21 protein-coding genes and 1 pseudogene are annotated in these 24,478 nt (G+C 72.1%); 6 read left to right on the plus strand and 16 right to left on the minus strand.

What is annotated here, in order from left to right:
* Positions 1-160: 160 nt before the first annotated feature.
* The 11 genes from secG to ACZ501_RS00625 all read right to left on the minus strand — a co-directional run bounded on the left by secG (position 161) and on the right by ACZ501_RS00625 (position 13,613).
* Complete coding sequence (gene secG, locus ACZ501_RS00575; RefSeq protein ID WP_361608522.1) at positions 161-394, minus strand: preprotein translocase subunit SecG; 234 nt, start codon at positions 392-394, stop codon at positions 161-163.
* Between the two features lie 118 nt (positions 395-512).
* Entirely contained in the window at positions 513-1,289 is a 777-nt protein-coding gene (gene tpiA / locus ACZ501_RS00580; RefSeq protein ID WP_361608520.1) for a triose-phosphate isomerase, read from the minus strand.
* A 15-nt stretch (positions 1,290-1,304) separates the two neighbouring features.
* Positions 1,305-2,516, minus strand: coding sequence for a phosphoglycerate kinase (locus tag ACZ501_RS00585; protein WP_468791442.1), 1,212 nt, complete (start codon positions 2,514-2,516; stop codon positions 1,305-1,307).
* A gap of 150 nt (positions 2,517-2,666) precedes the next feature.
* Positions 2,667-3,671 (minus strand): type I glyceraldehyde-3-phosphate dehydrogenase, encoded by a 1,005-nt coding sequence (gap, locus tag ACZ501_RS00590; protein ID WP_361608515.1) that lies wholly within the window; start codon positions 3,669-3,671, stop codon positions 2,667-2,669.
* A 232-nt stretch (positions 3,672-3,903) separates the two neighbouring features.
* Entirely contained in the window at positions 3,904-6,864 is a 2,961-nt protein-coding gene (locus ACZ501_RS00595) for a M14 family metallopeptidase (protein ID WP_468791445.1), read from the minus strand.
* Between the two features lie 152 nt (positions 6,865-7,016).
* Positions 7,017-8,012 (minus strand): DNA-binding protein WhiA, encoded by a 996-nt coding sequence (whiA, locus tag ACZ501_RS00600; RefSeq protein ID WP_030237199.1) that lies wholly within the window; start codon positions 8,010-8,012, stop codon positions 7,017-7,019.
* Positions 8,003-9,058 (minus strand): gluconeogenesis factor YvcK family protein, encoded by a 1,056-nt coding sequence (locus ACZ501_RS00605; RefSeq protein ID WP_361608511.1) that lies wholly within the window; start codon positions 9,056-9,058, stop codon positions 8,003-8,005. Before ACZ501_RS00605 ends, whiA begins: the two co-directional genes overlap by 10 nt.
* Entirely contained in the window at positions 9,055-10,050 is a 996-nt protein-coding gene (gene rapZ, locus ACZ501_RS00610) for an RNase adapter RapZ (protein ID WP_361608509.1), read from the minus strand. The genes ACZ501_RS00605 and rapZ overlap by 4 nt, the downstream gene beginning before the upstream one ends.
* Positions 10,047-12,047: an excinuclease ABC subunit UvrC gene (gene uvrC, locus ACZ501_RS00615; protein WP_361608507.1), complete on the minus strand. Its 2,001-nt coding sequence runs from the start codon at positions 12,045-12,047 to the stop codon at positions 10,047-10,049. The genes rapZ and uvrC overlap by 4 nt, the downstream gene beginning before the upstream one ends.
* A 154-nt stretch (positions 12,048-12,201) precedes the next feature.
* Positions 12,202-12,987 (minus strand): hypothetical protein, encoded by a 786-nt coding sequence (locus ACZ501_RS00620; protein WP_468792634.1) that lies wholly within the window; start codon positions 12,985-12,987, stop codon positions 12,202-12,204.
* A 5-nt stretch (positions 12,988-12,992) separates the two neighbouring features.
* Positions 12,993-13,613: a papain-like cysteine protease family protein gene (locus tag ACZ501_RS00625; RefSeq protein WP_361606708.1), complete on the minus strand. Its 621-nt coding sequence runs from the start codon at positions 13,611-13,613 to the stop codon at positions 12,993-12,995.
* Positions 13,614-13,849: 236 nt separating this feature from the next.
* Between ACZ501_RS00625 and ACZ501_RS00630 the strand changes: the two genes are divergently transcribed.
* Positions 13,850-14,809, plus strand: coding sequence for a hypothetical protein (locus ACZ501_RS00630; RefSeq protein ID WP_468791448.1), 960 nt, complete (start codon positions 13,850-13,852; stop codon positions 14,807-14,809).
* A gap of 21 nt (positions 14,810-14,830) precedes the next feature.
* Here the strand turns inward: ACZ501_RS00630 and ACZ501_RS00635 are convergent, their stop codons facing one another.
* A complete protein-coding gene (locus tag ACZ501_RS00635) occupies positions 14,831-15,262 on the minus strand; it encodes a QcrA and Rieske domain-containing protein (protein ID WP_361606714.1) in 432 nt (143 codons plus the stop codon).
* 83 nt (positions 15,263-15,345) lie between these two features.
* Here ACZ501_RS00635 and ACZ501_RS00640 point away from each other — a divergent pair, with 83 nt between their 5' ends.
* Positions 15,346-16,239: a carbohydrate kinase family protein gene (locus ACZ501_RS00640; RefSeq protein ID WP_468791451.1), complete on the plus strand. Its 894-nt coding sequence runs from the start codon at positions 15,346-15,348 to the stop codon at positions 16,237-16,239.
* Here the strand turns inward: ACZ501_RS00640 and ACZ501_RS00645 are convergent.
* Positions 16,229-16,834 (minus strand): TetR/AcrR family transcriptional regulator, encoded by a 606-nt coding sequence (locus tag ACZ501_RS00645; protein ID WP_362463669.1) that lies wholly within the window; start codon positions 16,832-16,834, stop codon positions 16,229-16,231. The two genes, ACZ501_RS00640 and ACZ501_RS00645, sit on opposite strands and share 11 nt — an antisense overlap.
* A 65-nt stretch (positions 16,835-16,899) precedes the next feature.
* On the opposite strand from ACZ501_RS00645, the gene ACZ501_RS00650 reads away from it, so the two are divergent.
* Positions 16,900-17,550, plus strand: a complete 651-nt coding sequence (locus tag ACZ501_RS00650) for an NAD(P)-dependent oxidoreductase (RefSeq protein WP_362463671.1) — start codon at positions 16,900-16,902, stop codon at positions 17,548-17,550.
* Positions 17,551-17,650: 100 nt separating this feature from the next.
* On the opposite strand, the gene uvrA is transcribed toward ACZ501_RS00650, so the two are convergent.
* The gene (gene uvrA / locus ACZ501_RS00655; RefSeq protein WP_468791454.1) at positions 17,651-20,626 is read right to left on the minus strand and encodes an excinuclease ABC subunit UvrA; all 2,976 of its coding nucleotides are present in this window, start codon (positions 20,624-20,626) and stop codon (positions 17,651-17,653) included.
* Between the two features lie 188 nt (positions 20,627-20,814).
* Between uvrA and ACZ501_RS00660 the strand changes: the two genes are divergently transcribed.
* Both ACZ501_RS00660 and ACZ501_RS00665 read left to right on the plus strand, forming a co-directional pair.
* Positions 20,815-21,510, plus strand: a complete 696-nt coding sequence (locus tag ACZ501_RS00660; protein WP_361606726.1) for a maleylpyruvate isomerase family mycothiol-dependent enzyme — start codon at positions 20,815-20,817, stop codon at positions 21,508-21,510.
* A gap of 9 nt (positions 21,511-21,519) precedes the next feature.
* Complete coding sequence (locus ACZ501_RS00665) at positions 21,520-22,173, plus strand: MBL fold metallo-hydrolase (protein ID WP_468791457.1); 654 nt, start codon at positions 21,520-21,522, stop codon at positions 22,171-22,173.
* Positions 22,174-22,343: 170 nt separating this feature from the next.
* On the opposite strand, the gene ACZ501_RS00670 is transcribed toward ACZ501_RS00665, so the two are convergent.
* The gene (locus ACZ501_RS00670; RefSeq protein WP_361606732.1) at positions 22,344-22,712 is read right to left on the minus strand and encodes an STAS domain-containing protein; all 369 of its coding nucleotides are present in this window, start codon (positions 22,710-22,712) and stop codon (positions 22,344-22,346) included.
* Entirely contained in the window at positions 22,709-24,196 is a 1,488-nt protein-coding gene (locus ACZ501_RS00675) for a PP2C family protein-serine/threonine phosphatase (RefSeq protein ID WP_468792636.1), read from the minus strand. The genes ACZ501_RS00670 and ACZ501_RS00675 overlap by 4 nt, the downstream gene beginning before the upstream one ends.
* A 58-nt stretch (positions 24,197-24,254) precedes the next feature.
* Between ACZ501_RS00675 and ACZ501_RS00680 the strand changes: the two are divergent.
* Positions 24,255-24,451: pseudogene (locus ACZ501_RS00680) on the plus strand (MBL fold metallo-hydrolase); the annotation flags it as partial.
* Positions 24,452-24,478: the final 27 nt, after the last annotated feature.

The raw sequence follows: 24,478 nt of genomic DNA on the forward strand, positions 1-24,478 counted from the left end.
ATGGTGCCGCGGAGCGTGAGGGGGTGCCCGCTGCGGGCGCCCCAGTCTACGTAAGGCCCAACGCGCGTCCAGCAACCGGAGTTACTCGCTCCAGCCGTGGACGCAGGACCTCATGATAGGCCGGACGGAACCGGCGGTACGGGCGGAATGGCCAGAACCGTCAGGCGGCGGTGGACTTCATGAGCAGGCCGAGCGCGACGATGCAGGCGAACCACAGCAGGCCGACGACGACCGTGATGCGGTCGAGGTTGCGCTCCGCCACGGAGGAGCCGCCGACCGAGGACTGCATGCCGCCGCCGAACATGTCGGAAAGGCCGCCGCCCTTGCCCTTGTGCATCAGCACGAGGAGCATCAGCAGAGCACTGAAGACGATCAGGGCGACCGAGAACCCCATAACCACGGCTGATTCCTACTTTCTGGGCTTTCTGCTGCTGGGAGGAAGCGGGGGCCGGCAGCTGCTCGCGCAGCCCCCGGCCCCCGCAAGGGTACGACGGATCGGCCCTACCGCATACTCACTGGTCGCGGAAGCGGACGATCTTGACGAACTCGTCCGGGTCCAGTGCCGCGCCGCCGATCAGCGCGCCGTCGACGTCCGGCTGGGCCATGATCGCGGCGATGTTGCCGGCCTTCACCGAGCCGCCGTACTGGATGCGGACCTTGTCGGCCAGCTCCTGGGAGTACAGCTCCGCGAGGCGGCCGCGGATCGCCCCGCAGACCTCCTGCGCGTCCTCGGGGGTGGCCACCTCGCCGGTGCCGATCGCCCAGACGGGCTCGTACGCGATCACGATGGACTCGACCTGCTCGGCCGGGACGTCCTTGAGACCGCCGTCGACCTGGGCGAGCGTGTGGGCGACCTGGTTGCCGGCCTTGCGGACGTCCAGGCCCTCGCCGACGCACAGGATCGGGGTGATCCCGTTGCGGTAGGCGGCCTTGACCTTGGCGTTGCAGAGCTCGTCGCTCTCGCCGTGGTACTGGCGGCGCTCGCTGTGGCCGACGGCGACGAAGGCGCAGTTCAGCTTCGCCAGCATCGGGCCGGAGATCTCGCCGGTGTACGCGCCGGAGTCGTGCGCCGAGATGTCCTGGGCGCCGTACTTGATCTTCAGCTTGTCGCCGTCCACCAGGGTCTGGACCGAGCGGAGGTCGGTGAAGGGCGGGAGCACCGCGACGTCGACGGCGTCGTAGTCCTTGTCGGCGAGCGCGAAGGCGAGCTTCTGCACGTGGGCGATGGCCTCGAGGTGGTTGAGGTTCATCTTCCAGTTGCCCGCCATCAGCGGGGTGCGGCCGTTCACAGGGGTCATGGGGGTTCAGCCCTCCAGGGCGGCGAGGCCGGGGAGCGTCTTGCCCTCGAGGTATTCGAGGCTGGCGCCACCACCGGTGGAAATGTGACCGAAGGCGTTCTCGTCGAAGCCGAGGATGCGGACCGCGGCGGCGCTGTCGCCACCGCCGACCACGGTGAAGGCGCTGCTGTCGACGAGCGCCTGCGCGATGGCGGTGGTGCCGCCCGCGTAGTCGGGGTGCTCGAAGACGCCCACCGGACCGTTCCAGAAGACGGTCTCGGCATCGGCGATCTTCGAAGCGTACAGCTCACGCGTCTTGGGGCCGATGTCCAGGCCCTCCTTGTCCGCGGGGATCCCGTCCGCGGGGACGGTGATGAACTCGGCCGGGGTCTTGCCCTTGAGGTCGGGGAAGTCCGAGGAGGCCAGGATGTCGACGGGGAGGACCAGCTCGACACCGTTCTTCTCGGCGCGCTCCATGTACTCGGTGACCTTGAGCAGCTGGTCTTCCTGGAGCAGGGAGATGCCGACCTCGTAGCCCTTGGCCTTGAGGAAGGTGTAGGCCATGCCGCCGCCGATGAGGATGCGGTCGGCCTTGCCGAGCAGCTCGTCGATGACGGCGAGCTTGTCGGAGACCTTGGCGCCGCCGAGGACGACCACGTAGGGGCGCCGGACGTCCGCGGTCAGCTTCTGCAGGACGCCGACCTCGGTGGCGATGAGGTAGCCGGCCGCGTGCGGGAGGCGCGCCGGCAGGTCGAAGACCGAGGCGTGCTTGCGGTGGACGGCGCCGAAGCCGTCGCCGACGTAGACGTCGGCCAGCTCGGCGAGCTGGTCCGCGAAGGCGGCGCGCTCGGCGTCGTCCTTCGAGGTCTCACCGGCGTTGAAGCGCAGGTTCTCGATGACGGCGACCTGTCCGTCGGCGAGGGCCGCGACGGTCTCCTTGGCGGAGGCGCCGACGGTGTCGGTGGCGAAGGCCACCTCCGCGCCGAGCAGCTTGCCGAGCCGCTGGGCGGCCGGGGCCAGCGAGAAGGCCGGGTCCGGGGCGCCCTTGGGGCGGCCGAGGTGCGAGGCGACGACCACGCGGGCGCCGGCCTCGGCCAGCTTCGCGATGGTCGGCTGGACGGCGCGGATGCGGCCGTCGTCGGTGATCTCACCGTTCGAAAGCGGCACGTTGAGGTCGGCGCGGACGAAGACCCGCTTGCCGGCGACGCCCTCGGCGAGCAGTTCGTCGATCGTCTTCATGTGTTTCCTACTCCTTGGGAGACCTTCGCCCGGAGGGCGAGGACGGGAGGGCCAGGCAAGCAACAGGGCCCGGACGGCGCCTCATCGCGCCGAGCGGACCCTGTGCTCACATCGTGGTGCCTTGCCCTACGCTTTTAAGAGCTGACGGTCTTAGAGCTGACCGCCGACGAAGACGGTGAGGTCGACGAGTCGGTTGGAGTAGCCCCACTCGTTGTCGTACCAGCCGACGACCTTGACCTGCTTGCCCTGGACCATGGTCAGGGAGGAGTCGAAGGTGCAGGAGGCCGGCCAGTTCACGATGTCGGAGGAGACGATCGCGTCCTCGGTGTAGTCGAGGATGCCCTTGAGCTGGCCCTCCGCGGCCTTCTGGAAGGCGGCGTTGATCTCGTCCTTGGTGACCTCGCGGTCGAGCTCGAGGACGAGGTCGGTGACCGAGCCGGTCGGGACCGGGACGCGCATGGCGATGCCGTCGAGCTTGCCCTTGAGCTGCGGCAGGACCAGCGCGGTGGCCTTGGCGGCACCGGTGGAGGTCGGGATGATGTTCTCGGCGGCGGCGCGGGCACGACGCAGGTCCGAGTGCGGGAAGTCCAGGATGCGCTGGTCGTTGGTGTAGGCGTGGACCGTCGTCATCATGCCCTTGACGATGCCGAAGTTCTCGTCGAGGACCTTGGCCATCGGCGCCACGCAGTTGGTGGTGCAGGAGGCGTTGGAGATCACGTGGTGGCTGGCGGCGTCGTACTTGTCCTGGTTGACGCCCATCACGATGGTGATGTCCTCGTCCTTGGCCGGAGCCGAGATGAGGACCTTCTTCGCGCCGGCCGCGATGTGCTTGGCGGCGTCGGCCTTCTTCGTGAAGATGCCGGTCGACTCGATGACGATGTCGGCGCCCAGTTCGCCCCAGGGGAGGTTCGCGGGGTCGCGTTCGGCGAAGGTCTTGAAGGTCTTGCCGTCCACCGTGATGGTGTCGTCGGTGTGGGAGACCTCGGCCTTGAGGCGGCCCAGAATGGTGTCGTACTTGAGCAGGTGCACCAGGGTGGCGTTGTCCGTCAGGTCGTTGACACCGACGATCTCGATGTCCGCTCCCTGCTCGAGAAGAGCCCGGAAGTAGTTACGGCCAATTCGGCCAAAACCATTGATGCCTACGCGGATCGTCACGAACCGATCTCCTCGTTGGTGCGCCGGCCTGTCCCGCCGGCGAGCTGTATGGGATGTCCCCGACCGCTTACGACCCTACCTCTCTGTGAGCTTCCGAGTGACATCGGCCGGGGCCTGACACTCCCCCTACCCCGCGGGGGACGCCCCCGAAGCCCTGTACCAGTTGCTCTTGTACGGAACCCCGGGGGCCCGGACCCCCGTCACCCTGTGTGAGCGGTGACGGGGTGGTGGATCAGCGGTCCAGGGAACGGAGCGCCTTGCCGACGATTACGGCGCGGTCCGCCGCGGCCGGCACGTGTTCCAGCCCGAAACCGAGGAGGACCGTGTCACGCGTAGTGACCGCCGCGTAGGACTTGAACAGCTCGCCGCTCCTGGACCAATCCCCGGGGACGTCCGGGCTTCCGGCGGGCGAGGCCTGCGCGGTCCACGCCCCGAGGGAGGTCTCGAAGCCCTCGGCGGGCTGGTCGGTGCCGCCGACGGACACCCGCGCCTCGTCGGCGAAGACGCCGCGGCCGCCCGAGCCGGGGTCGGTGATGTAGGAGAGGGACACCTCGACCGTCTTGCCGGCGTAGGCGCTCAGGTCGAAGGCGACCTGCTTCCAGCCGCCGGAGGAGCCGGTGAAGCTGTTCCACGCTCCGCTGGTGCCGGCCGCGGTGCAGCCGCCGGCGTCCACGGTGAGGTAGCGGCGCAGGAACGGGTGGCCGTTGACGAAGAAGCCGGCTCCGCACTCCGCCGGGACTGTGGCGGACGTCAGCCCGCTCGCTTCCGGAAGTGTGGTCCAGTCGTCCCCGCCGGCCGTACGGGCCTCCAGGACCGCGTGGTCGTAGCCCTCCTCGGTGTTCCAGTTGAGGGCGGCCTTCAACCGCGGCGCGTCGGCGGCGGTCACCCGGGTGAGGTCGATGGTCCGCGTGAGGCGCTTCCAGTCGTCGTCGTCATGGGCGGCCGCAGCCATGCCGGTGCCCGCGTAGGGCGCGTACGGGTTCACGACTCCGGCGTACTGGCCCGCCCGCGCGCTCTTGAACTGCGGGAACTGCGCCGGCGGGAGGGCGTCGGAGGTGACGGTGTAGGCACCGGGGGCGTCGAACGGGTTGCCGGCCGCGTCACCGAGGGAGCCCTTGGCGCCGGCCAGGGAGCCCGCGCCGGTGAACGCGGTCGCACCCTTGACCGAGGCCCGGCCGTAGGCGCCGAGGTAGTACTGGCTGAAGTCGTCCGTCAGTGCGCGGCCGACCTCGGCCCGGCCGCCCGCGAGCTCGCCGGCCTCGATCAGCCTGCCCCCCTCGTTGAGGAAGTCGCGGACCGCCAGCTGGGTCGGGCCGCCGGGAGCGCCGGCGCCGGTGTAGTGCACGGCGGTGCGGAAGTGCGAGAGCACCCCGAGGTGGTGCGGGGCGCCCTGGGTGGCCACGTCCCACACCGCGGCCGGCTTCCCGGCGGCCCGCAGCGCGTCGACGTACTCCTGGGCGTGCCGCGCCTTCGCGCCCTCCTCCGCGATCACCAGGACGTCGGCGCGGGGGCGCTGCGCCACGGTGTAGGTGAAGTGCGCGCTGGAGACCTCCCTGCCGGAGCGGTCGCGGCCGGTGAACCACGCCTCGACCCTGTCGCCGGGCTTCGCGCCGTCCACCGTGGCCCGGTACTCGTCGTACCAGTTGTTGTCCTCGCCGCCGTAGACGTCGCCGCCCTTCCAGGCCCTCAGCCCGTCGTCGTGCGTCCGGCCGCCGTTGATGCGGAACTTCAGCTGCTTGTCGGCGAGCGCCTTGCGCGCGGTGACCGAGACGGTCTGGTCCTCGCCGCGCTCGGCGTAGGAGGTGGTGAACGGGTCGAGGGTGAAGTCCGCGGCGCTCGTGCCGACCGACGACTTCGGCTGGTCGGGGTGGGCGGCGCTCTCGCCGACCGACAGCGCGAAGGGGACGTTCTTGGCGAACTCCGCCTGGATGAGCTTCTCGTCGTCCGGGAAGTTGAAGCCGGAGCGGCAGTCCTCCGGCTTCCACCGGTCCTGGGGATCGGCGGCGGAGGCCGTCTGGCAGGTGGTCATCTCCGGCGTGAACATCATGACGCCGTTGGCGTTCGCCGCGTGGCCGTCCGCCTCGCCGTTGGTGGTGTACAGCTCGGAGGAGAGCTGCGGGTAGTAGCCGGGGACGGCGGGGTGCTCGGGGGTGCCGGCGAGCGCCCTGTAGGCGACGTCGTCGGGGGTCGGGGTGGCGACCTGCCAGCCCACTCCGTAGAGCAGCAGCTCCGAGGCGGAGTGGTAGTTGATGGCGTACGCGAAGCCGATGCGCTTCTCGAAGCCGTCGAGGGCGGCGGTCTCGGGCTCCGACGACGCCTTGGGGCCGCGGTAGGTCTCGCTCGACGGGTTCGGCGAGGAACCCTCGTTGTCGTAGCCCCACTTGTAGGCGAAGTTGCGGTTGAGGTCGACCCCGTCGACGGCGGTGATCTTGCCGTCGCCGTTGTTGTCGCGCATGTTCTTGCGCCACAGCCGGGCGTCGTCGGAGGTGAAGGTGTGGTCGTAGCCGTCCGGGTTGGCGGAGAGCAGGAACCACAGCTCGGTGGAGTCGACGAGCCTGGTGATCCGCTCGTCCTTGCCGTAGTTGTCCAGGGTGTGGTGCATCAGCCGCCGGGTCATCTCGGGCGTGATCCACTCCCGGGCGTGCTGGTTGGACATGTAGAGCACGGACGGCTTGTCGCCGTCCTCGGTCCTCTTGGCGTCCTTGGTGACCTTGAGGGCGAGGATGTCCTTGCCCTGGACGGTCTTGCCGATGGAGACGACCTTGGTGAGCGCCGGGTTCTCCTGCGCGGTCCGCAGGATCTCCTCCTGGAGGCCGCCCTTGCCGCTGTACGGGCGGAAGACCCCGTCCCCCGCGGCCTTGGCGCGGGCCAGCCCCTGGGCGGAGATCCGGCGCTCGGCGAGGCGGACCCCCTGGGCGGCGAGTTCCTCCGCCTGCTCCCCGGTGAGGAAAAGTTCGACCCGGGCGGTCCCGCTCTGCGGGGCCCGCTCGGAGAGTTCGTGGGCGTCCTGGCCGGCGGCGAGGACGAGCGGGACCTGCTCGCGGGTGATGTCGGCGTCGTAGGCCCGTACCTCGTCGGCTCCGGATGCCGGGCCGGACGCGGGCTGGGCCTGGGCCGCGACGGGTAGTGCGGCCAGTGTGGTTCCCAAGACGAGTGCGCTTGCGGCGAGGATCGATCTCGCGCGGTGCCTCATGTGCCCCCCTGGGCGTCGTCTGCCACGAAAGCGTTCGGACGCCAGGCTCACGATCCGGCGATGCCCATGTCAACGGGACAAAGGGGAGCGGAACGGGCCCGCACCGGCTGGGGGTGCGGGCCCGGCCCGGCCTCGCGTCCGGGAGGTGCAGGTCAGCCGGCCATGTTGTCGGCCAGCTCCTCGCTGAGGTCCAGGTTCGACTCGGTGCCCGGGATTCCGAGGTCCTGGGCCCGCTTGTCGGCCATCGCCAGCAGCCGGCGGATCCGGCCCGCGACGGCGTCCTTGGTCAGCGGCGGGTCGGCGAGCGCGCCGAGCTCCTCCAGGGAGGCCTGCTTGTGCTCCATGCGCAGCCGGCCGGCCGCGGCGAGGTGTTCGGGGACCTCCTCGCCGAGGATCTCCAGCGCACGCTGGACCCGGGCTCCGGCGGCCACCGCGGCCCGCGCCGAGCGGCGCAGGTTGGCGTCGTCGAAGTTGGCGAGGCGGTTGGCGGTGGCGCGCACCTCGCGCCGCATCCGCCGCTCCTCCCAGGCCAGCACCGACTCGTGGGCGCCCAGGCGGGTCAGCAGCGCGCCGATCGCGTCACCGTCGCGGACCACGACCCGGTCGACGCCGCGCACCTCGCGCGCCTTGGCGGCGATGGAGAGCCTGCGGGCGGCGCCCACCAGGGCCAGGGCGGCCTCCGGGCCGGGGCAGGTGACCTCCAGGGAGGAGGACCGGCCCGGCTCGGTGAGGGAGCCGTGGGCCAGGAAGGCACCGCGCCAGGCCGCCTCCGCGTCACAGGTGGCCCCGGAGACCACCTGCGGGGGGAGGCCCCGGATGGGGCGGCCGCGGCCGTCGACCAGGCCCGTCTGGCGTGCCAGCTGGTCCCCGCCCGCCACGACGCGTACGACGAACCGGCTGCCCCGGCGCAGTCCGCCCGGGGCCATCACCACCAGGTCGGAGGAGTGCCCGAAGATCTCCAGGATGTCCTTGCGCAGCCGCCGGGCCGCGATCCCGGTATCCAGCTCCGCCTCGATGACGATACGGCCGCTCACCAGGTGCAGGCCGCCCGCGAACCGAAGGATCGCCGAGACCTCCGCCTTCCTGCAGCAGGTCCGGGTGACGGGGAGGCGTGAGATCTCATCCTTCACCGCGGGCGTCATCGCCATGGGCCGATCCTTCCATGCATCCGAAAAATACGGTCGTACGCGGCGGCCAGCAGCTCCGGATCGTGCTTCGGAGAACCGTCCTGCCTGGCCACGGGCGCCAGCTCGACCGCGGCACCGAACCGTTTGGCGGCATCGGCGAGGGACTCGCGGTCGGGCACGGCGGCCTCGTCGGCCAGCACCACGTCCAGGGCGAGTTTAGGGGCGTGTCGGGCCAAAACCTCCAAATGACGCTGCGGAGAGAAGCCCTCGGTTTCGCCGGGCTGCGGTGCCAGGTTCAGCGACAGGACCCGCCGGGCCTTGGTCTGGACCAGCGCGTCCAGCAGCTCGGGCACCAGCAGGTGCGGGATCACGGAGGAGAACCAGGACCCCGGGCCGAGCACCACCCAGTCGGCGTCGAGCACGGCGGCGACGGCCTCCGGCACGGCCGGCGGGTCGGCGGGCACGACCTGCACGGAGAGCACCTCGCCCGGGGTGAGGGCCACCGTGGCCTGCCCCCGGACGGTGTCGACGTCGTCCGGGCGCGCCGGGTCGTGCCCCTTGACCAGGGCCTGGAGCTCCAGCGGCACCGCCGACATCGGCAGCACCCGGCCCTGCGCGCCCAGCAGCCGGCCGACCAGGTCGAGGGCCTGCACGGGGTCGCCGAGCTGCTCCCACAGGGCGACGATCAGCAGGTTGCCGACGGCGTGCCCGTGCAGGTCCCCCTCGGACTGGAAGCGGTGCTGGATGACGCGCGCCCAGGTCTGGCCCCAGTCGTCGTCGCCGCACAGCGCGGCCAGCGCCTTGCGCAGGTCGCCGGGGGGCAGCACGCCGAGCTCCTCCCGGAGCCGTCCGCTGGAGCCGCCGTCGTCGGCGACGGTGACCACGGCGGTGAGGTCACCGGTGATCCGGCGGAGGGCGGCGAGTGAGGCCGACAGGCCCTGGCCGCCACCGAGCGCGACCACCTTGGGCGTGGCGCCCCTCCGGCGGCCGGAGCGGCCCGCCCCTTCCTCTCCCCGTCCCGGGGTGAGGCGGCGCAGGCGGCTCAGCCGCGGGGTCCGTCCGGTCACTCGCGCCCCATGTCCCGGTGGACGACGACGGTCTCGACTCCCTCGGAGGCGAGGCGGGCGGCGAGCTTCTCGGACATGGCCACGCTGCGGTGCTTGCCGCCGGTGCAGCCGACCGCGATGGTCACGTACCGCTTGCCCTCGCGGCGGTAGCCGGCGGCGATGAGCTGGAGCAGCTCGGTGTACCGGTCGAGGAACTCCTTGGAGCCGGGCTGGCTGAAGACGTAGCCCGACACCTCCTCGTTGAGCCCGGTGAAGGGGCGCAGCTCGGGGACCCAGTGCGGGTTGGGGATGAAACGGCAGTCGACGACGAGGTCGGCGTCGACGGGCAGGCCGTACTTGTAGCCGAAGGACATGACGGTGGCCCGCAGCTCGGGCTCCTCGTCGCCCGCGAACTGGGCGTCCATCTTGGCGCGCAGCTCGTGGACGTTCAGGCTGGAGGTGTCGATGACCAGGTCGGCGTCGCCGCGCAGCTCGCGCAGCAGGTCGCGCTCGGCGGCGATGCCGTCGACGATGCGGCCGTCGCCCTGGAGGGGGTGCGGGCGGCGCACCGACTCGAAGCGGCGGACCAGCGCGTCGTCGGAGGACTCGAGGAAGACGATGCGCCGGGTGACGCCGCGGGCCTCCAGGTCGGCGAGGGACTCGCGCAGGGCGTCGAAGAACTGCCGGCCGCGGACGTCGACGACGACGGCGATCCGCGCGACGTTGCCCTGGGAGCGGGCGCCGAGCTCCACCATGGTGGGGATCAGCGCGGGCGGCAGGTTGTCGACGACGAACCAGCCGAGGTCCTCCAGACACTTGGCCGCCGTACTGCGGCCGGCTCCGGACATCCCGGAGATGATCACCAGCTCGGGGATGGCCGCCTCGGCGTTGTCGCCGGGCTCCAGGGTCGTGCCCGTACTCACCTGTGCTCCGTCTCGGTCGTGCTCGGTCGTGTGCCCGGCCGTGCTGTCGGCCGTGCGCTCGGTCGTCTGTGCGGTCTCGTGCTCGGTCATGGCGCGGTCCCCCGTTCGGACGATGTCTCCGCAGGTGCGGAGGGTTCGTCCTCAATGATCTCTCCTGTCGCCGTGTTGACGGCAGGACCGGCGGGAGCCGCCCCGGCGAGGGCGGCGGCCACCGTCTCCGCCGTCTTGCGGCCTATGCCGGGGACCTCGCAGATCTGGTCGATTGTCGCCTGTCTCAGCTTCTTCACCGAACCGAAGTGCTTCAGCAGGGCCAGCTTGCGGCTCTCGCCGAGGCCTGCGACGTCGTCCAGCGGGCTCGTCCTCAGCCGCTTGCCGCGCTTGTTGCGCTGGTACTGGATGGCGAACCGGTGGGCTTCGTCACGTACCCGCTGGAGCAGGTAGAGGCCCTCGCTGGTGCGGGGCAGCACGACGGGGTCGTCCTCGCCCGGCAGCCAGACCTCCTCCAGCCGCTTGGCGAGCCCGCAGACCGCCACGTCGTCGACCCCGAGCTCTTCCAGGGCCCGCTTGGCCGCCGCCACCTGGGGCTGCCCGCCGTCCACGACGACGAGCTGCGGCGGGTACGCGAAGCGCTTGGGCCGGCCGTCGTCCTCGGGCTCGCCGTCCTCCGGGGACCACTCCCCCGTCGTGAGCTTCTCCTGGAGGTAGCGCCGGAAGCGCCGGGAGACGACCTCGTGCATGGACCGGACGTCGTCCTGCCCCTCGAAGCCCTTGATCTGGAACCTGCGGTACTCGCTCTTGCGGGGGAGCCCGTCCTCGAAGACGACCATGGAGGCCACGACGTCCTCGCCCTGGAGGTGCGAGATGTCGAAGCACTCGATGCGCAGCGGCGCGCCGTCCAGCTCCAGGGCCTCGGCGATCTCCTCCAGGGCCCGGGAGCGGGTGGTGAGGTCGCCGGCGCGCTTGGTCTTGTGCAGGGCGAGGGACTGCTGGGCGTTGCGGTGGACGGTCTCCATCAGGGCCTTCTTGTCCCCGCGCTGCGGGATGCGCAGGCTGACGCCGGACCCGCGCCGGCCGGCGAGCCACTGGCTCAGGGCGGGCGTGTCCTCGGGGAGCGCCGGTACGAGGACCTCCTTGGGGACGGCCTCGCCCTTCTCCTCCCCGTACAGCTGCTGGAGGGCGTGCTCGACGAGCCCGGCGGTGTCCACGGCCTCGACCTTGTCGGTGACCCAGCCGCGCTGGCCGCGGACCCGGCCGCCGCGGACGTGGAAGATCTGCACGGCGGCCTCCAGCTCGTCCTCGGCGACCGCGATGAGGTCGGCGTCGGTGGCGTCGGCGAGCACGACGGCGTTCTTCTCCATCGCGCGGCGCAGGGCGCCTATGTCGTCGCGCAGCCGGGCGGCCTTCTCGTACTCCATCTCCTCGGCGGCCTCGTGCATCTGCTTCTCGAGCCGGGAGAGGTAGGTCCCGGTGCGGCCCGCCATGAAGTCGCAGAAGTCCTCGGCCAGTTCGCGGTGCTCCTCGGGGGTGACCCGGCCGACGCAGGGCGCGGAGCACTTGCCGATGTAGCCGAGCAGGCAGGGGCGGCCGATCTGCGCGGAGCGCTTGAACACGCCGGCGGAGCAGGTGCGCACCGGGAAGACGCGCAGCATCAGGTCGACGGTCTCGCGGATCGCCCAGGCGTGCCCGTACGGGCCGAAGTAGCGCACGCCCTTCTTCTTGGGGCCGCGCATGACCTGGACCCGGGGGTACTGCTCGTTCATCGTCACGGCGAGGGAGGGGTAGCTCTTGTCGTCCCGGTACTTGACGTTGAACCGGGGGTCGAACTCCTTGATCCAGGAGTACTCGAGCTGGAGCGCCTCGACCTCGGTGGACACGACGGTCCACTCGACGGAGGCGGCCGTGGTGACCATGGTGGCGGTACGGGGGTGCAGGTTGGCGAGGTCCTGGAAGTAGCTGGCCAGGCGCTGGCGCAGGCTCTTGGCCTTCCCGACGTAGATCACCCGGCGGTGGTCGTCGCGGAACCTGTAGACCCCCGGGGAGTCGGGGACCTGCCCGGGCGCGGGACGGTAGCTGGAAGGGTCGGCCATGCCAACCACCCTACTGGCGCCCACCGACAACCCCCCGCACCCCGCCCCACCCGGAACGGGGCCCCGGAGGGCCCCCCGGCGGGGCGGGGCGGGGAGGGGACGGACCCGCGGGGCCCGGCCGACGGCGGGCGGCCGGACCCCGCGGGTGCGCGGGCTACCCCCCGGCGGCGGTGCGGCGCCGCCGCAGCAGGACGACCGCCCCGCCCGCGCCCAGCGCCAGCGCCCCGGCGCCCCCTGCGGCCGCCACCGCCGGCACACCGCCGGCCCGGCCGCCGCCGGGGCCGTCGAAGCCCCCGGCCACGCCCCGCTCGGCGTACGCGGACCCCGGCAGCTTGTCCCCGTACAGCGTCGTCACCCGGGCCCGGTACCCGGCCAGTGTCGTGCCCCGCTCGCCCACCGCCCCCGCGGCGTCCTCGTCCAGCGGCAGCACCCGGTCGCCCCGGGCCACGTACCAGGCGTCGGTCTGCGGCTCGCGGAACACCGTCCCGCCGGGCAGCTTCCGCTCGCCCAGCCGCGCGTAGCGGAACTCGTCGTCGCCGGTGGCGATGTTCACCACCTGCCAGCCGGCTTCCGTCCTCGCGGTCCACAGGGCCGCCTTCTGCCCGTCGGCGGAGACGGCCTCGCTCGCCAGGAACTCCAGCCGGGCGACCGGCGCACCGGCCGTGCCCGCGACGAAGTCGGGCGACAGGTAGTGCACGGGGACCGCCTCGCCCTCGATCCGGGGCCGGGCGTCGGCCGCCGACAGCCTCCCCTCGCGGGCGAAGAACCGGGAGAGCGTCGCCAGGGTGCCGGGCGCGGTGGCGGCCTCGTGGGCGGCCGCCCGGTGCTCGGCGGTGGCCGCCCGGGGCTGGGGTACGGGGGAGGCGGAGGCCTGGCCGCCCAGGGAGAGGAGGGCGGCGGCCGCGAGGACCGCGGCGGCGGCGGAGGCGCGCAGGGTCATGGCGGTCACGCCCCGATCCGGTAGAGGGAGTGGGTCCAGGAGAAGGTGCCGTTGTCGACGTACCAGGCGTGGGAGGCCCAGTTGTAGCGGTTGCTGGAGGGCCAGGGGTCGCCCCAGTAGACCCAGCTGCTCGCCGTGTCGTACCCGTAGAGCACGTGCATGTGGCCGCCGCCGTTGGACCACTGGATACGGGTCTCGACGGGCCGGCCGGCGTTGATCTCGGTCTGGACGGTCGAGTACTGGAGCCAGCCGTTGACGTAGCTGCCGGAGTTGATGCCGGCCCAGCGCAGGGCGGTCTGGACGTTGCCCAGGGTGGCCTGGTTGTTGGGGCACTCGGTGCCCTGCTGGCGGTTGAAGGCGGCGTTGCAGAACTGGTTCTGGCTGTAGGTGCGGCCGAACCAGGTGGCGATGGTGTTGCCGCCTGCGGCCCAGCACCAGTTGTTCTTCTGCTGGGCCTGCATGGTGATGTCGAGCCGCTTGGAGGCCAGTGCGGCGTTCGGGGTGTCGGAGCCGCCCGTGGCGGTGGCGGCGGTGGCGGTACCGGCGCCGGTGCCGACGGGCAGCAGGACGAGGAGCAGGGCGGAGATCAGGGCGGCCAGGGACAGCCGCCCGCTTCTGTTGCGCATCGCGTTCCTCCCGAGGTGGGGACCCGGTGTGGGAAGTGGGGGGGAGCGCGTCCGGACGCTGTGGAGGAGCATCAGGGTGTTGTCGCGACCAGGTCAACACGCTTCAATACGCGGTGACATTGCAGTGTGAACGGTGGGGCTGTGGTGTGAACGGTTGCTGCCGTTCCACCAGGTCCCCCGGCACCACCGGCCCGGCCCCCCACCCGGCGCGTGTGAACGTTCACAGAGGAGTCGCCATGCGGCCCGACGGCGACCGTCCCGGCACGACGGGCACGGCAGGCACGCCGGAGCTGCACGAGCTCCTGCGCGGCGGCCCCTTCCACCTCGCCCTGCGCGCCGCCCTCGCCGCCCGCGGCCTGCCCCTGCACCGGGTGCAGCACCGGCTCGCGGCGCGCGGCATCAAGGTCGGCGTGACCAGCCTGAGTTACTGGCAGCAGGGCGCCCGGCGGCCGCGCCACTCCGAGTCCCTGCGGGCGGTGTCCGCCCTGGAGGAGATCCTGGACCTGCCGCCGGGCGCCCTGCTGCGCCTGCTGGCCGACCCCCTGCCCGCCGCCGGACCGGCCCGCCCGGCCGCCCGCTCCTACCGGGCGCTGGTGAGCGTCGGCGCGGCGGTGGAGCAGCTGCTGGCGGGCATGGAACTCCCGGCGGACGGCGGCCTGCACTCGGTCGGCCACCACGAGCGCGTCCGCATCGGCCCGGGGGGCGAGCTGCGCACGCGCGAGTCGCAGCAGATCGTGCGGGCCCACCGCGACGGCGTCGACCGCTACCTGGCCGTCCACCACGGCGACCCGGGCTGCGACGCGGCGCGGGTGCGGGTGACGGCGTACGAGAACTGCCGCACGGGCCGGGTGCGCTGCCACCCCGAGGCCGGGGTGGTGGTGGCGGAGCTGCTGTTCGACGCGCGGCTGCGGTGCGGGGACACGTACGTCTTCGGCTACGGCATCGAGGACGCCACGGGCGGGCGCAGCACCGAGTACGTACGGGGCTTCAGCTACGCGGGCGGGCAGTACATGCTCCAGGTCCGCTTCGACGAGGCGGCCCTGCCGGTGCGCTGCCGCCGCTTCGCCCGCACGGGCCCCCACGCCCCCCGCACCGCCCTGCACGACCTCACCCCGAGCGGCCGCCACCGCGCGGTCCACCTGGTCGAACAGGCCGTGCGGCGCGGGATCCTGGGGATCGCCTGGGACTGGGAGTAGCCCGTCGGCGGCACTCCCCCGCTAGCCGGCGATCAGCTTGCCGTTCTCCGCCTTGACCGGGACGGCCGGCAGCGGGTCGGTGGCCGGGCCGCGCAGGACCTTGCCGGTGGCGACGTCGAAGCGGCTGCCGTGGCACGGGCAGTTGCCCTCACCCTCGACGATCTTGTCCAGGACGCAGCCGGCGTGCGTGCACTGGGCGCTGAACGCCTTGTACTGCCCCTCCGCCGGGCAGCTGACGATGACCTTCCGCTCGCGGAACAGCTTCGCGCCGCCGACCGGGACGTCCGCCACGCCGCCCAGCTCGACCGGCTCCTTCGGGACGGCCGGGCTGCCGGCGCCGCTGTTGCCCTCGGTGGAGCACGCGGTGAGCGCCGTCCCCGCGCCCACGGCCCCGGCGAGCGCGGCGGCGCCCTTCAGGACGGTACGGCGGGCGGCGGGCTGCGACGCGGACATGTGGTTCTCCTGGCACGAGTGACGGGCCCCGGGGGCGGGGTCCACCCGACGATACCGGCGCCGGATGGGATACCTTCCCCCGCGTGATCGTCGTCGGTGGAGAAGCCCTGATCGACCTCGTGCCCGTCGAGCGGCCGCCGGGCGCGCTGCTGCCCCGGCCCGGTGGCGGGCCCTACAACACCGCCCTGGCGCTGGGCCGGCTCGGGGCGGAGGCCGCCTTCTGCTCCCGGGTGTCGCAGGACGGTTTCGGCGAGAGCCTGCTCGCCGGGCTGCGGGCCGCCGGGGTGGACCTCTCGCTGGTGCAGCGCGGGCCCGAGCCGACGACGCTGGCGGTGCCCTCGCTGGCCCCGGACGGCTCGGCCTCGTACCGCTTCTACGTCGAGGGGACCGCCGACCGGCTCTTCGCCCTGCCGCCCGCGCTGCCCCCGGCGGTACGGGCCCTCGCGCTCGGCACGTGCTCGCTGGTGCTGGAGCCCGGCGCGTCGGCGTACGAGGCGCTGCTGCGGCGGGAGTCGCGGCGCGGGCTGCTGACCCTGCTGGACCCGAACGTCCGCCCGGCGCTGATCGCGGACCCGGCGGCGTACCGGAGGCGGTTCCTGGAGTGGCTGCCGTACGTGTCGGTGCTCAAGCTCTCGGAGGAGGACGCGGCCTGGCTGGGCGGCAGGCCCGGCGACTGGCTGGCGGCCGGCCCGTCGGCGGTGGTGCTGACCCGGGGTGCGGCGGGGCTGACGGTGTGGACCGCGGACGGCGCCGAGTACGGCGCGGCGGCCCGCCCGGTCGCCGTGGCGGACACCATCGGCGCGGGCGACACCGTCAACGCGGCGCTGCTGCACCGCCTCACGGCGGCCGCGGACCCCGGCGCGGCCGGAGCCGACTGGCCCGACGTCCTCGCCTATGCGGCCCGCGCGGCCGCGCTGACCTGTACCCGGGCGGGCGCCGAGCCCCCGTACGCGGCGGAGCTGGAGCTCAGCCGATAGCGGCCCACAGGGTCCGGGCGAGCGCCGCGGCGAACTCCTCGGCCGGCTGCACGGACTCGGCTCCGGAGAAGTGCAGGAAGAAGGCCCGCTGGAAGCAGGCGCCGAGCAGCAGCTGGGCGGCGGCCCGCGGGTCGGCGCCCTCCCGGAGCCGGCCGGCGGCGAGCTCGCGGCGCAGCCTCCCCTCCAGGGCGTCCAGCACCACGTGGGGGCCCGTGCCGATCTCCTGGATGCCCTCGCGGTGGCGCATGAGGAGGGCCGGCTCCGCGAAGAGGGAGGCGGCCATCGGCATGGCCTCGGCGTAGAACAGCGAGGCGTGCCGGGCGATGCCGGCCAGCGCCTCCTCGACCCCGCCCCCGCCGGGCTCGGCGGTGAGGGCGGCCATGAGCGGGCCCGCGTTGGGGGTGCGCTCCAGCAGCACGCGTACGAACAGCTCTTCCTTGTTGGCGTAGTGCTTGTAGAGCGCCGCCTCCGAGCAGCCCGCTTCGCGGGCGATGGCCTTGGTGGTGGTGTTGGCGAGGCCGACGGTGCGCATGAGGGCCTCGGCGGCGTCCAGGAGGCGCTCGGGGGTGGGGCGGCTTGACGTGGGGGTGGGCATTCACTCACCCTAGTGGACCGATGGGTGAGTAAATGCTCACCCACCCATCTTCGACGGGGTCCACGATGAAGATCACGGTGTTCGGAGCGACGGGCGGGGTCGGTCGCGAGGTGGTCCGGCAGGCCCTCGACGCGGGCCATGAGGTGACGGCCGTCGTACGCGACCCGGCCCGGCTGGACGTGCCGCCGCACGACCGGCTCCTGGTGGCGGTGGTGGCCGACCTGACCGACGAGGACGCGCTGGTGCCCGTCCTGGCGGGCCGGGAGGCGGTGGTGTCCGCCCTCGGCCCCTCGAGCAACAAGCAGGCCCGGCTGACCCCGGTCGCCGGCCCGGCGCTGCGGGCGATCGTCTCCGCGATGGACCGCGCCGGGGTGAGCCGGCTCTCCGCGGTCAGCGCCGCACCGCTGGGGCCGGATGCGCCGGGGGACGGGGCGCTGATGCGGGTGGTGGTCTACCCGTTGCTGCGGCGCCTGCTGCGGGACGTGTACGCGGACCTGGCGGTGATGGAGGCCGCGATCGGCGCGAGCCGGGCCCGGTGGACGGTGGTCCGGCCGCCACGACTGCTGGACCGGCCCCGCACGGGGGCGTACCGGCGCGCCCTGGACGCCAACGTGCCGGGCGGGAAGGTCATCGCCCGCGCGGATGTCGCGGACGCGCTGCTGACGACGCTGACCGACCCGGCGACGGCGGGCCACGCCCTCGGCATCGCGGCCTGACCGGCCCCTTCCGACGCGGCGCCCCGCGCGCGCCTCAAGCGCCCGTGGGGCTGGAAGTGCCCTCCGGGCACTCCAGCCCCACGCCCGCCGGAGGCGGCGGCTATGCCTTGCGGGTGCGGGGCGCCGCCTTCTTGGCCGGGGTCGCCTTCTTCGCCGGGGTCGCCTTCTTGGCGGTGGCGGCCGTCTTCTTCGTCCGCCGGGCCGGCGCCGGAGGCGCCCCCGCGTCCGATACCCGCTCCGCCCCCAGGATGTCCCGCAGGAACTTGCCGGTGTGGCTCGCACCCACCGACGCGACCTGCTCCGGCGTGCCCTCGGCCACCACGAGGCCGCCGCCGTACCCGCCCTCGGGGCCCATGTCGACGACCCAGTCCGCCGTCTTGATGACGTCGAGGTTGTGCTCGATGACGATCACCGAGTTCCCCTTGTCCACCAGCCCGGACAGGACCTTGATCAGCTTCGAGATGTCCTCGAAGTGCAGGCCCGTCGTCGGCTCGTCCAGTACGTAGACCGTCCGGCCCGTCGACCGCTTCTGCAGCTCCGACGCCAGCTTCACGCGCTGTGCCTCACCGCCCGACAGCGTCGGCGCCGACTGGCCGAGGCGGACGTACCCCAGCCCCACCTCGTTCAGCGTGCGCAGGTGCCGCGCGATCGTCGGGACGGCCTCGAAGAAGTCCAGCGCCTCCTCGATCGGCATGTTCAGGACCTCGGCGATGGACTTGCCCTTGTAGTGCACCTCCAGCGTCTCCCGGTTGTACCGGTCGCCGTGGCACACCTCGCACGGGACGTACACGTCCGGCAGGAAGTTCATCTCGATCTTGATGGTGCCGTCACCGGAGCAGTTCTCGCACCGGCCGCCCTTGACGTTGAAGGAGAAGCGGCCCGGCAGGTAGCCGCGCACCTTCGCCTCCATCGTCTCCGCAAAGAGCCTGCGCACGTGGTCGAAGACGCCCGTGTACGTCGCCGGGTTGGACCGCGGGGTCCGGCCGATCGGCGACTGGTCGACGTGCACCACCTTGTCGACGAGGTCGTCGCCCTCCACCCGCGTGTGGCGGCCCGGCACCGACCGGGCGCCGTTCAGCTCGCGCGCCAGGTGCGTGTACAGGATGTCGTTGACCAGCGTCGACTTGCCGGAACCGGAGACACCGGTGACGGCCGTGAGGACGCCCAGCGGGAAGGACACGTCGATGTCCCGCAGGTTGTTCTCCTTGGCGCCGTGGACGGTCAGCCTGCGCTCGCCGTTCACGGGGCGGCGCACGTCCGGCACGGGGATGGACTTCTTGCCGGACAGGTACTGGCCGGTCATCGACTCGGTGTTCGCCAGCAGCTCCTTCAGCGAGCCGCTGTGCACCACCTTGCCGCCGTGCTCGCCGGCGCCGGGGCCGATGTCCACGACCCAGTCGGCCACCTTGATGGTGTCCTCGTCGTGCTCGACCACGATGAGCGTGTTGCCCATGTCCCGCAGCCGCACCAGCGTCTCGATCAGCCGGTGGTTGTCCCGCTGGTGCAGGCCGATGGACGGCTCGTCCAGTACGTACAGCACGCCGACCAGGCCGGAGCCGATCTGCGTGGCCAGCCGGATGCGCTGGGCCTCGCCGCCCGACAGGGTGCCGGCGGCGCGGTTCAGCGAGAGGTAGTCCAGGCCCACGTCCACCAGGAAGCGCAGCCGCTCGTTGACCTCCTTGAGGACCCGCTCGGCGATCTTCTTGTCGCGGGCGTCCAGCCGCAGCCTGCCCAGGAAGTCCGCGCACTCGCTGATCGACATGGCGGCCACTTCGGCGATGGAGCGCTCCATCACCGTCACCGCGAGCACGATCGGCTTGAGCCGGGTGCCCTCACAGGTCGGGCAGGGCACCTCGCGCATGTAGCCCTCGAAGCGCTCGCGGCTGGCGTCGCTCTCGGACTCGGCGTGCCGGCGCTTGACGAACGGCACGGCACCCTCGAAGGCCGTCGTGTACGCCCGCTCGCGCCCGTACCGGTTGCGGTAGCGGACCTCGATCTGGGTCTTGTGCCCGTACAGCAGGGCCTTCCTGGCGCGCTGCGGCAGCCCGGCCCAGGGGATGTCGGTGCGGAAGCCCAGCTCCCCGGCGAGCGCGCCGATCAGCCGCTGGAAGTAGTCCTTGGTGTGGCCGAGCGACCACGGCGAGACGGCGCCCTCGTCCAGGGACTTGTCCTCGTCCGGGACGATCAGTTCCGGGTCCACCTCCATGCGCGTGCCGATGCCGGTGCACTCGGGGCAGGCGCCGAAGGGCGAGTTGAAGGAGAAGGAGCGCGGCTCCAGCTCCTCGAAGGAGAGGTCGTCGTACGGGCAGTAGAGGTGCTCGGAGAACATCCGCTCACGCTCGGGGTCGTCCTCGGCGAGGTCGACGAAGTCCAGGATGACCATGCCGCCGGAGAGGCCCAGCGCGGTCTCGACGGAGTCGGTGAGCCGGCGCTTGGCGCTGTCCTTGACGGTGAGGCGGTCGACGACCACCTCGATGGTGTGCTTCTCCTGCTTCTTCAGCACGGGCGGCTCGGCGAGCTGGATCGTCTCCCCGTCCACCCGCGCCCGGCTGTAGCCCTTGGTCTGGAGGTCGGCGAAGAGGTCGACGAATTCGCCCTTGCGCTCGCGGACCAGCGGGGACAGCACCTGGAAGCGGCTGCCCTCGGGGAGCGCGAGGACCTTGTCGACGATCGCCTGCGGCGACTGGCGGGAGATCGGACGGCGGCACTCGGGGCAGTGCGGCTTGCCGATGCGGGCGAAGAGCAGGCGGAGGTAGTCGTAGACCTCGGTGATGGTGCCGACGGTGGAGCGGGGGTTGCGCGAGGTCGACTTCTGGTCGATCGAGACGGCCGGGGAGAGGCCCTCGATGAAGTCGACGTCGGGCTTGTCCATCTGCCCCAGGAACTGGCGGGCGTACGACGAGAGCGACTCGACGTAGCGGCGCTGGCCCTCGGCGAAGATCGTGTCGAAGGCCAGGGAGGACTTGCCCGAGCCGGAGAGTCCGGTGAAGACGATGAGGGAATCGCGGGGCAGGTCGAGCGAGACGTTCTTCAGGTTGTGCTCGCGAGCGCCACGAACGATGAGACGGTCGGTCACGCCGGTCCGCACCTTTCTTGAGAGAGCGGGGGCACGGGCCCCCGGCTGTCCAGGGTATGGGGGGCGCCTCTGCGATGGAGTGGGTCTGGCCTTCCGAGCGTATAGCACGCACATTCGATTTACGGCACTCGCAAGAGCGCTTCACCCGATCGTGTGGCCGACGCCCGCGTGCCACTAGGCTCGGATCCATGACTGATCATGTGCACGACCTGGCCTCTGTACGTGAAGCCACGGACCGGCTGCTGACCGCGGTCGCGAAAATGGACAACGCCTCCCTGTCCGAGGAGTCACACCTCCCGGGCTGGACCCGCGGCCACATCCTGGCCCACCTGGCACGCAACGCCGACGCCCTGGTCAACGTCTTCGAGGGCCGCCCCATGTACGAGAGCGGCGCCGCCCGCGACGCGGACATCGAACGCGACTCCGGCCGGCCCCTGGAAGAACACCTGACGGACCTCCGTGATTCCGCGGCCCGCTTCCTCGCCACCACCGAGGCCGCCCAGGACTGGCAGCGCACCGTCGAGCTGCGCAACGGGATCACCGACCTCGCCGCCAACGTGCCGTTCCGCCGGCTCGTCGAGGTCGAGCTCCACCACGTCGACCTGAACATCGGCTACGGGCTCAGCGACCTCCCGGAGGAGTTCACCGACCGCGAGATCGCCTTCCTCGCCGACCGCTGGTCGGGGCGCCCCGAGGTCCCGCCGGTCACCCTCACCCTGCCCGACGGCGAGCCGGTCGCGCGCACGGGCGGCACCGAGGGCACCCCGGTCACCCTCAGCGGCCCCAAGGACGAGCTGCTCGGCTGGCTGGCCGGCCGCGGCCCCAAGGGCGCCCACCTCACCGTCGAGGCCGGCGACGGCCTGCCCGAGCTCCCCGCGCTCTAGGATGCCGACATGACGTACAGCGGAGCGGTCAAGGTCGGCGGTCCCGCCGACGTGCACGAACTCGCGGACCTGATGATCTCCAAGGTCGCGGTCGGCCCGATGAACAACAACGCGTACCTGCTGCGCTGCCGGGCCACCGGCGAGCAGCTGCTGATCGACGCGGCGGCCGAGGCGGAAACGCTGCTGCACCTGATCGGCGACGACGGCATCGCGTCCGTCGTCACCACTCACCAGCACGGCGACCACTGGGGCGCGCTCCAGGCCGTCGTCGACGCCACCGGCGCGCGGACCTACGCGGGCGCCCTCGACGCCGAGGGGATCCCGGTCCCCACGGACGTCCCGGTCGGGGACGGGGACACGATCCGGGTCGGGCGGGTCTCCCTGACCGCGCGCCACCTGGTCGGGCACACCCCGGGCTCGATCGCGCTGGTCTACGACGACCCGCACGGGCACCCGCACGTGTTCACCGGCGACTGCCTCTTCCCCGGCGGTCCTGGACGGACAACACATCCGGAGGAGTTCGACTCCCTGATGGGCGACCTGGAGACCAAGCTGTTCGGCGCCCTGCCCGACGAGACGTGGGTTTACCCCGGCCACGGTAACGACACCACCCTAGGCACGGAGCGGCCCCACCTCGCGGAGTGGCGAGCACGAGGCTGGTAACCGTTCGGCTTGGCCGAAGCCGCCGCGCGACTTGTGGCGCCCTGAACAGAGCGGCCGAGCGCGCGTCGCGATCAGTTCGTAGGTCGCGGCGCGCGCTTGGTCATGCCCCCGCGCGTCACTGTGCCGTGTCAGGCGAACCCGCTGAAACCAGTTCCGCGCGTGAGGGGTTTTCAGGCGGTGGTGCGGTTGCCCTGGCGGGCAGTGAGCGCGGCCTCGGCGCTGGGATGGGTGGGCAGGAAGGTGTCCATCCCGGTGACGCTGAGCAGGCGGCCCAGTCGGTCAGGGATGGCCGCCAGCGTGAGGGAGCCGTCAGCGTCCTTGGCGCAGCGCCAGATGCCTACGAGGGCTCCCAGCCCGGAGGAGTCGCAGAAGGTAACGCCGGACAGGTCGGCGACCAGGTCGGGGTGCCCGGCCGCTATGAGTTCCAGGGCGCGGGCCCGCACGGCGGGTGCGGCGGCGATGTCGAATTCGCCGGACAGTGCGATCACGGCCAGGGCGCCGTCGGTGTGGGAGACGTCGATGTGGAATGCGTCGGTCATGGGCGTCGGTTCTCCTGCCCGACGGAGACGTCGGCGGTCGGGGCGGCGGCGCTGTGAGCGGTGGCGGTGATGCCCACAGGAGCAGCATCCGCGGTGGGAACGGACAGAGCCAGCAGCGCCACGTCGTCGCGTTCGGTGTCGGGAAGTGTGGCCAGCAGCGCTACGGTGTCGTCGATCAAGGCGCCGGCACTTACCGGCCCCCGGCGCTGGGCCAGGAAGCCTGTCAGACCGGCATCGTCGAGCATGCGGCCATCGGCGGTGCGGGCCTCGGTCAGTCCGTCGGTGTACAGCAGCAGGCCCTGGCTGGGTGCCAGGTGCAGGGTGCGTGAGGCGAAGGTGGCTTCGGCGATCGCGCCGACCAGCATGCCGCCCTTGGCGCGGACCGCCTCGACCCGCACACCGCCCTCCTCGGTGGGGCTGAGGTGGTAGGCGGGCGGGTGGCCGCCGGTGGCCAGCGTGACCGTGAAACCGCCGTCCCGGGCCGGATCGAGCAGACCGAAGATGGCGGTGCAGAAACGGGTACCGACCGCCGCGTCCAGCAGCAGCGCGGTGTTCAGGGCCTTCAGCGCGGCCGTGGGGTCCGCATCCACGAGGGCCGCGGCCCGCAGCGTGTAGCGGGTCAGTGAGGTGACCGAGGCGGCTTCGGCGCCCTTGCCGCACACATCGCCCAGGAAGAACGCCCACCGGCCTCGCTTGACGGGGAAGACGTCGTAGAAGTCGCCGCCCACTTCCTGCGGGGAGGCGGTCTTGTAGTGGCAGGCCAGCTCCAGGCCCGGTACTGCGGGCAGGGCGGGAGGCACCAGGGTGCGCTGCAGGGTGGAGGCGAACGCGGCGATGGCCGCCTTGTCCCGCTCCGCGCGCTGCCGTGCCTCTTCCTCCGCCTGGCGCTTCTCCTCCTCGACCTTGCGGCGCTCCTGCTCGGCCCGCACCACGTGCAACGCCGACAGCCGCAGCTCCAGCTGATCGCGCACCACCGCCGCCAGGTCCGCGAGCGTGGCCGAATCCGCCTCGCTGATCTCGCGGGGGCGGGTGTCGAGGACGTTGACCGTGCCCAGCCGGTACCCGTCAGCGGTGATGATCGGAGCGGCGGCGTAGAACCGCACCCCCATCGGGCCGGCGACCAGCGGGTTGGAGCAGGCGACCGGGTCCAGCAGGGTGTCGGGGATGACGGTGGTGTCATCGGTCAGGACCGCCGAGGCGCACAGGCCCGGGTCGCGGCCGATCTCGGTGACGCCTTCCAGGCCGTGTGTGGCTTTGAACCAGATCCGGTCCTCGTCCACGATCGTCACCGTCGCCACCGGCACCTCGAACAGACGCGCCGCCAGCGCTGCGACTCGGTCGTAGGCGCCGTCTGGAGGGGTATCGAGAATGTCGTAACGGCGCACCGCCGCCATCCGTGCCGCCTCGGCCGACGCGCCCAGAGGTTCCTTCGGTGCTATCGCAGGCGGGCTCGCTTGCTCCGGCATAACCCTCGTCTCGCTCATCCCCCCCAGGAAGGCGCCGACCAGACAGTCAGCACCCCAGCACTGTACCGAACGCCCCGGCGCCGCCCGATTCCCGGGCGGCGTCGGCAACACGGGGGCGACGCGAAGAACTTCGCCAGCCTCATCGACGACGTCCAGCACAAGCTCTTCGAGCAGCTGCCGGACGAGACCTGGGTCTACCCGGGCCACGGGAACGACACCACGCTCGGCACCGAGCGGCCGCACCTCGCGGAGTGGCGCGAGCGCGGCTGGTGAGCGCGGTCAACGCCGCGGGGCCGTGCA

It is taken from the genome of Streptomyces sp. NPDC034085, from assembly GCF_055575555.1.

Bases quoted from the DNA above. Each gene is read 5' to 3' on its own strand.
- secG (WP_361608522.1), bottom strand. From the start codon at position 394: ATGGGGTTCTCGGTCGCCCTGATCGTCTTCAGTGCTCTGCTGATGCTC.
- ACZ501_RS00585 (WP_468791442.1), bottom strand. From the start codon at position 2,516: ATGAAGACGATCGACGAACTGCTCGCCGAGGGCGTCGCCGGCAAGCGG.
- ACZ501_RS00595 (WP_468791445.1), bottom strand. From the start codon at position 6,864: ATGAGGCACCGCGCGAGATCGATCCTCGCCGCAAGCGCACTCGTCTTG.
- whiA (WP_030237199.1), bottom strand. From the start codon at position 8,012: ATGGCGATGACGCCCGCGGTGAAGGATGAGATCTCACGCCTCCCCGTC.
- rapZ (WP_361608509.1), bottom strand. From the start codon at position 10,050: ATGACCGAGCACGAGACCGCACAGACGACCGAGCGCACGGCCGACAGC.
- uvrC (WP_361608507.1), bottom strand. From the start codon at position 12,047: ATGGCCGACCCTTCCAGCTACCGTCCCGCGCCCGGGCAGGTCCCCGAC.
- ACZ501_RS00620 (WP_468792634.1), bottom strand. From the start codon at position 12,987: ATGACCCTGCGCGCCTCCGCCGCCGCCGCGGTCCTCGCGGCCGCCGCC.
- ACZ501_RS00625 (WP_361606708.1), bottom strand. From the start codon at position 13,613: ATGCGCAACAGAAGCGGGCGGCTGTCCCTGGCCGCCCTGATCTCCGCC.
- ACZ501_RS00630 (WP_468791448.1), top strand. From the start codon at position 13,850: ATGCGGCCCGACGGCGACCGTCCCGGCACGACGGGCACGGCAGGCACG.
- ACZ501_RS00635 (WP_361606714.1), bottom strand. From the start codon at position 15,262: ATGTCCGCGTCGCAGCCCGCCGCCCGCCGTACCGTCCTGAAGGGCGCC.
- ACZ501_RS00645 (WP_362463669.1), bottom strand. From the start codon at position 16,834: ATGCCCACCCCCACGTCAAGCCGCCCCACCCCCGAGCGCCTCCTGGAC.
- ACZ501_RS00650 (WP_362463671.1), top strand. From the start codon at position 16,900: ATGAAGATCACGGTGTTCGGAGCGACGGGCGGGGTCGGTCGCGAGGTG.
- ACZ501_RS00660 (WP_361606726.1), top strand. From the start codon at position 20,815: ATGACTGATCATGTGCACGACCTGGCCTCTGTACGTGAAGCCACGGAC.
- ACZ501_RS00665 (WP_468791457.1), top strand. From the start codon at position 21,520: ATGACGTACAGCGGAGCGGTCAAGGTCGGCGGTCCCGCCGACGTGCAC.
- ACZ501_RS00670 (WP_361606732.1), bottom strand. From the start codon at position 22,712: ATGACCGACGCATTCCACATCGACGTCTCCCACACCGACGGCGCCCTG.
- ACZ501_RS00675 (WP_468792636.1), bottom strand. From the start codon at position 24,196: ATGAGCGAGACGAGGGTTATGCCGGAGCAAGCGAGCCCGCCTGCGATA.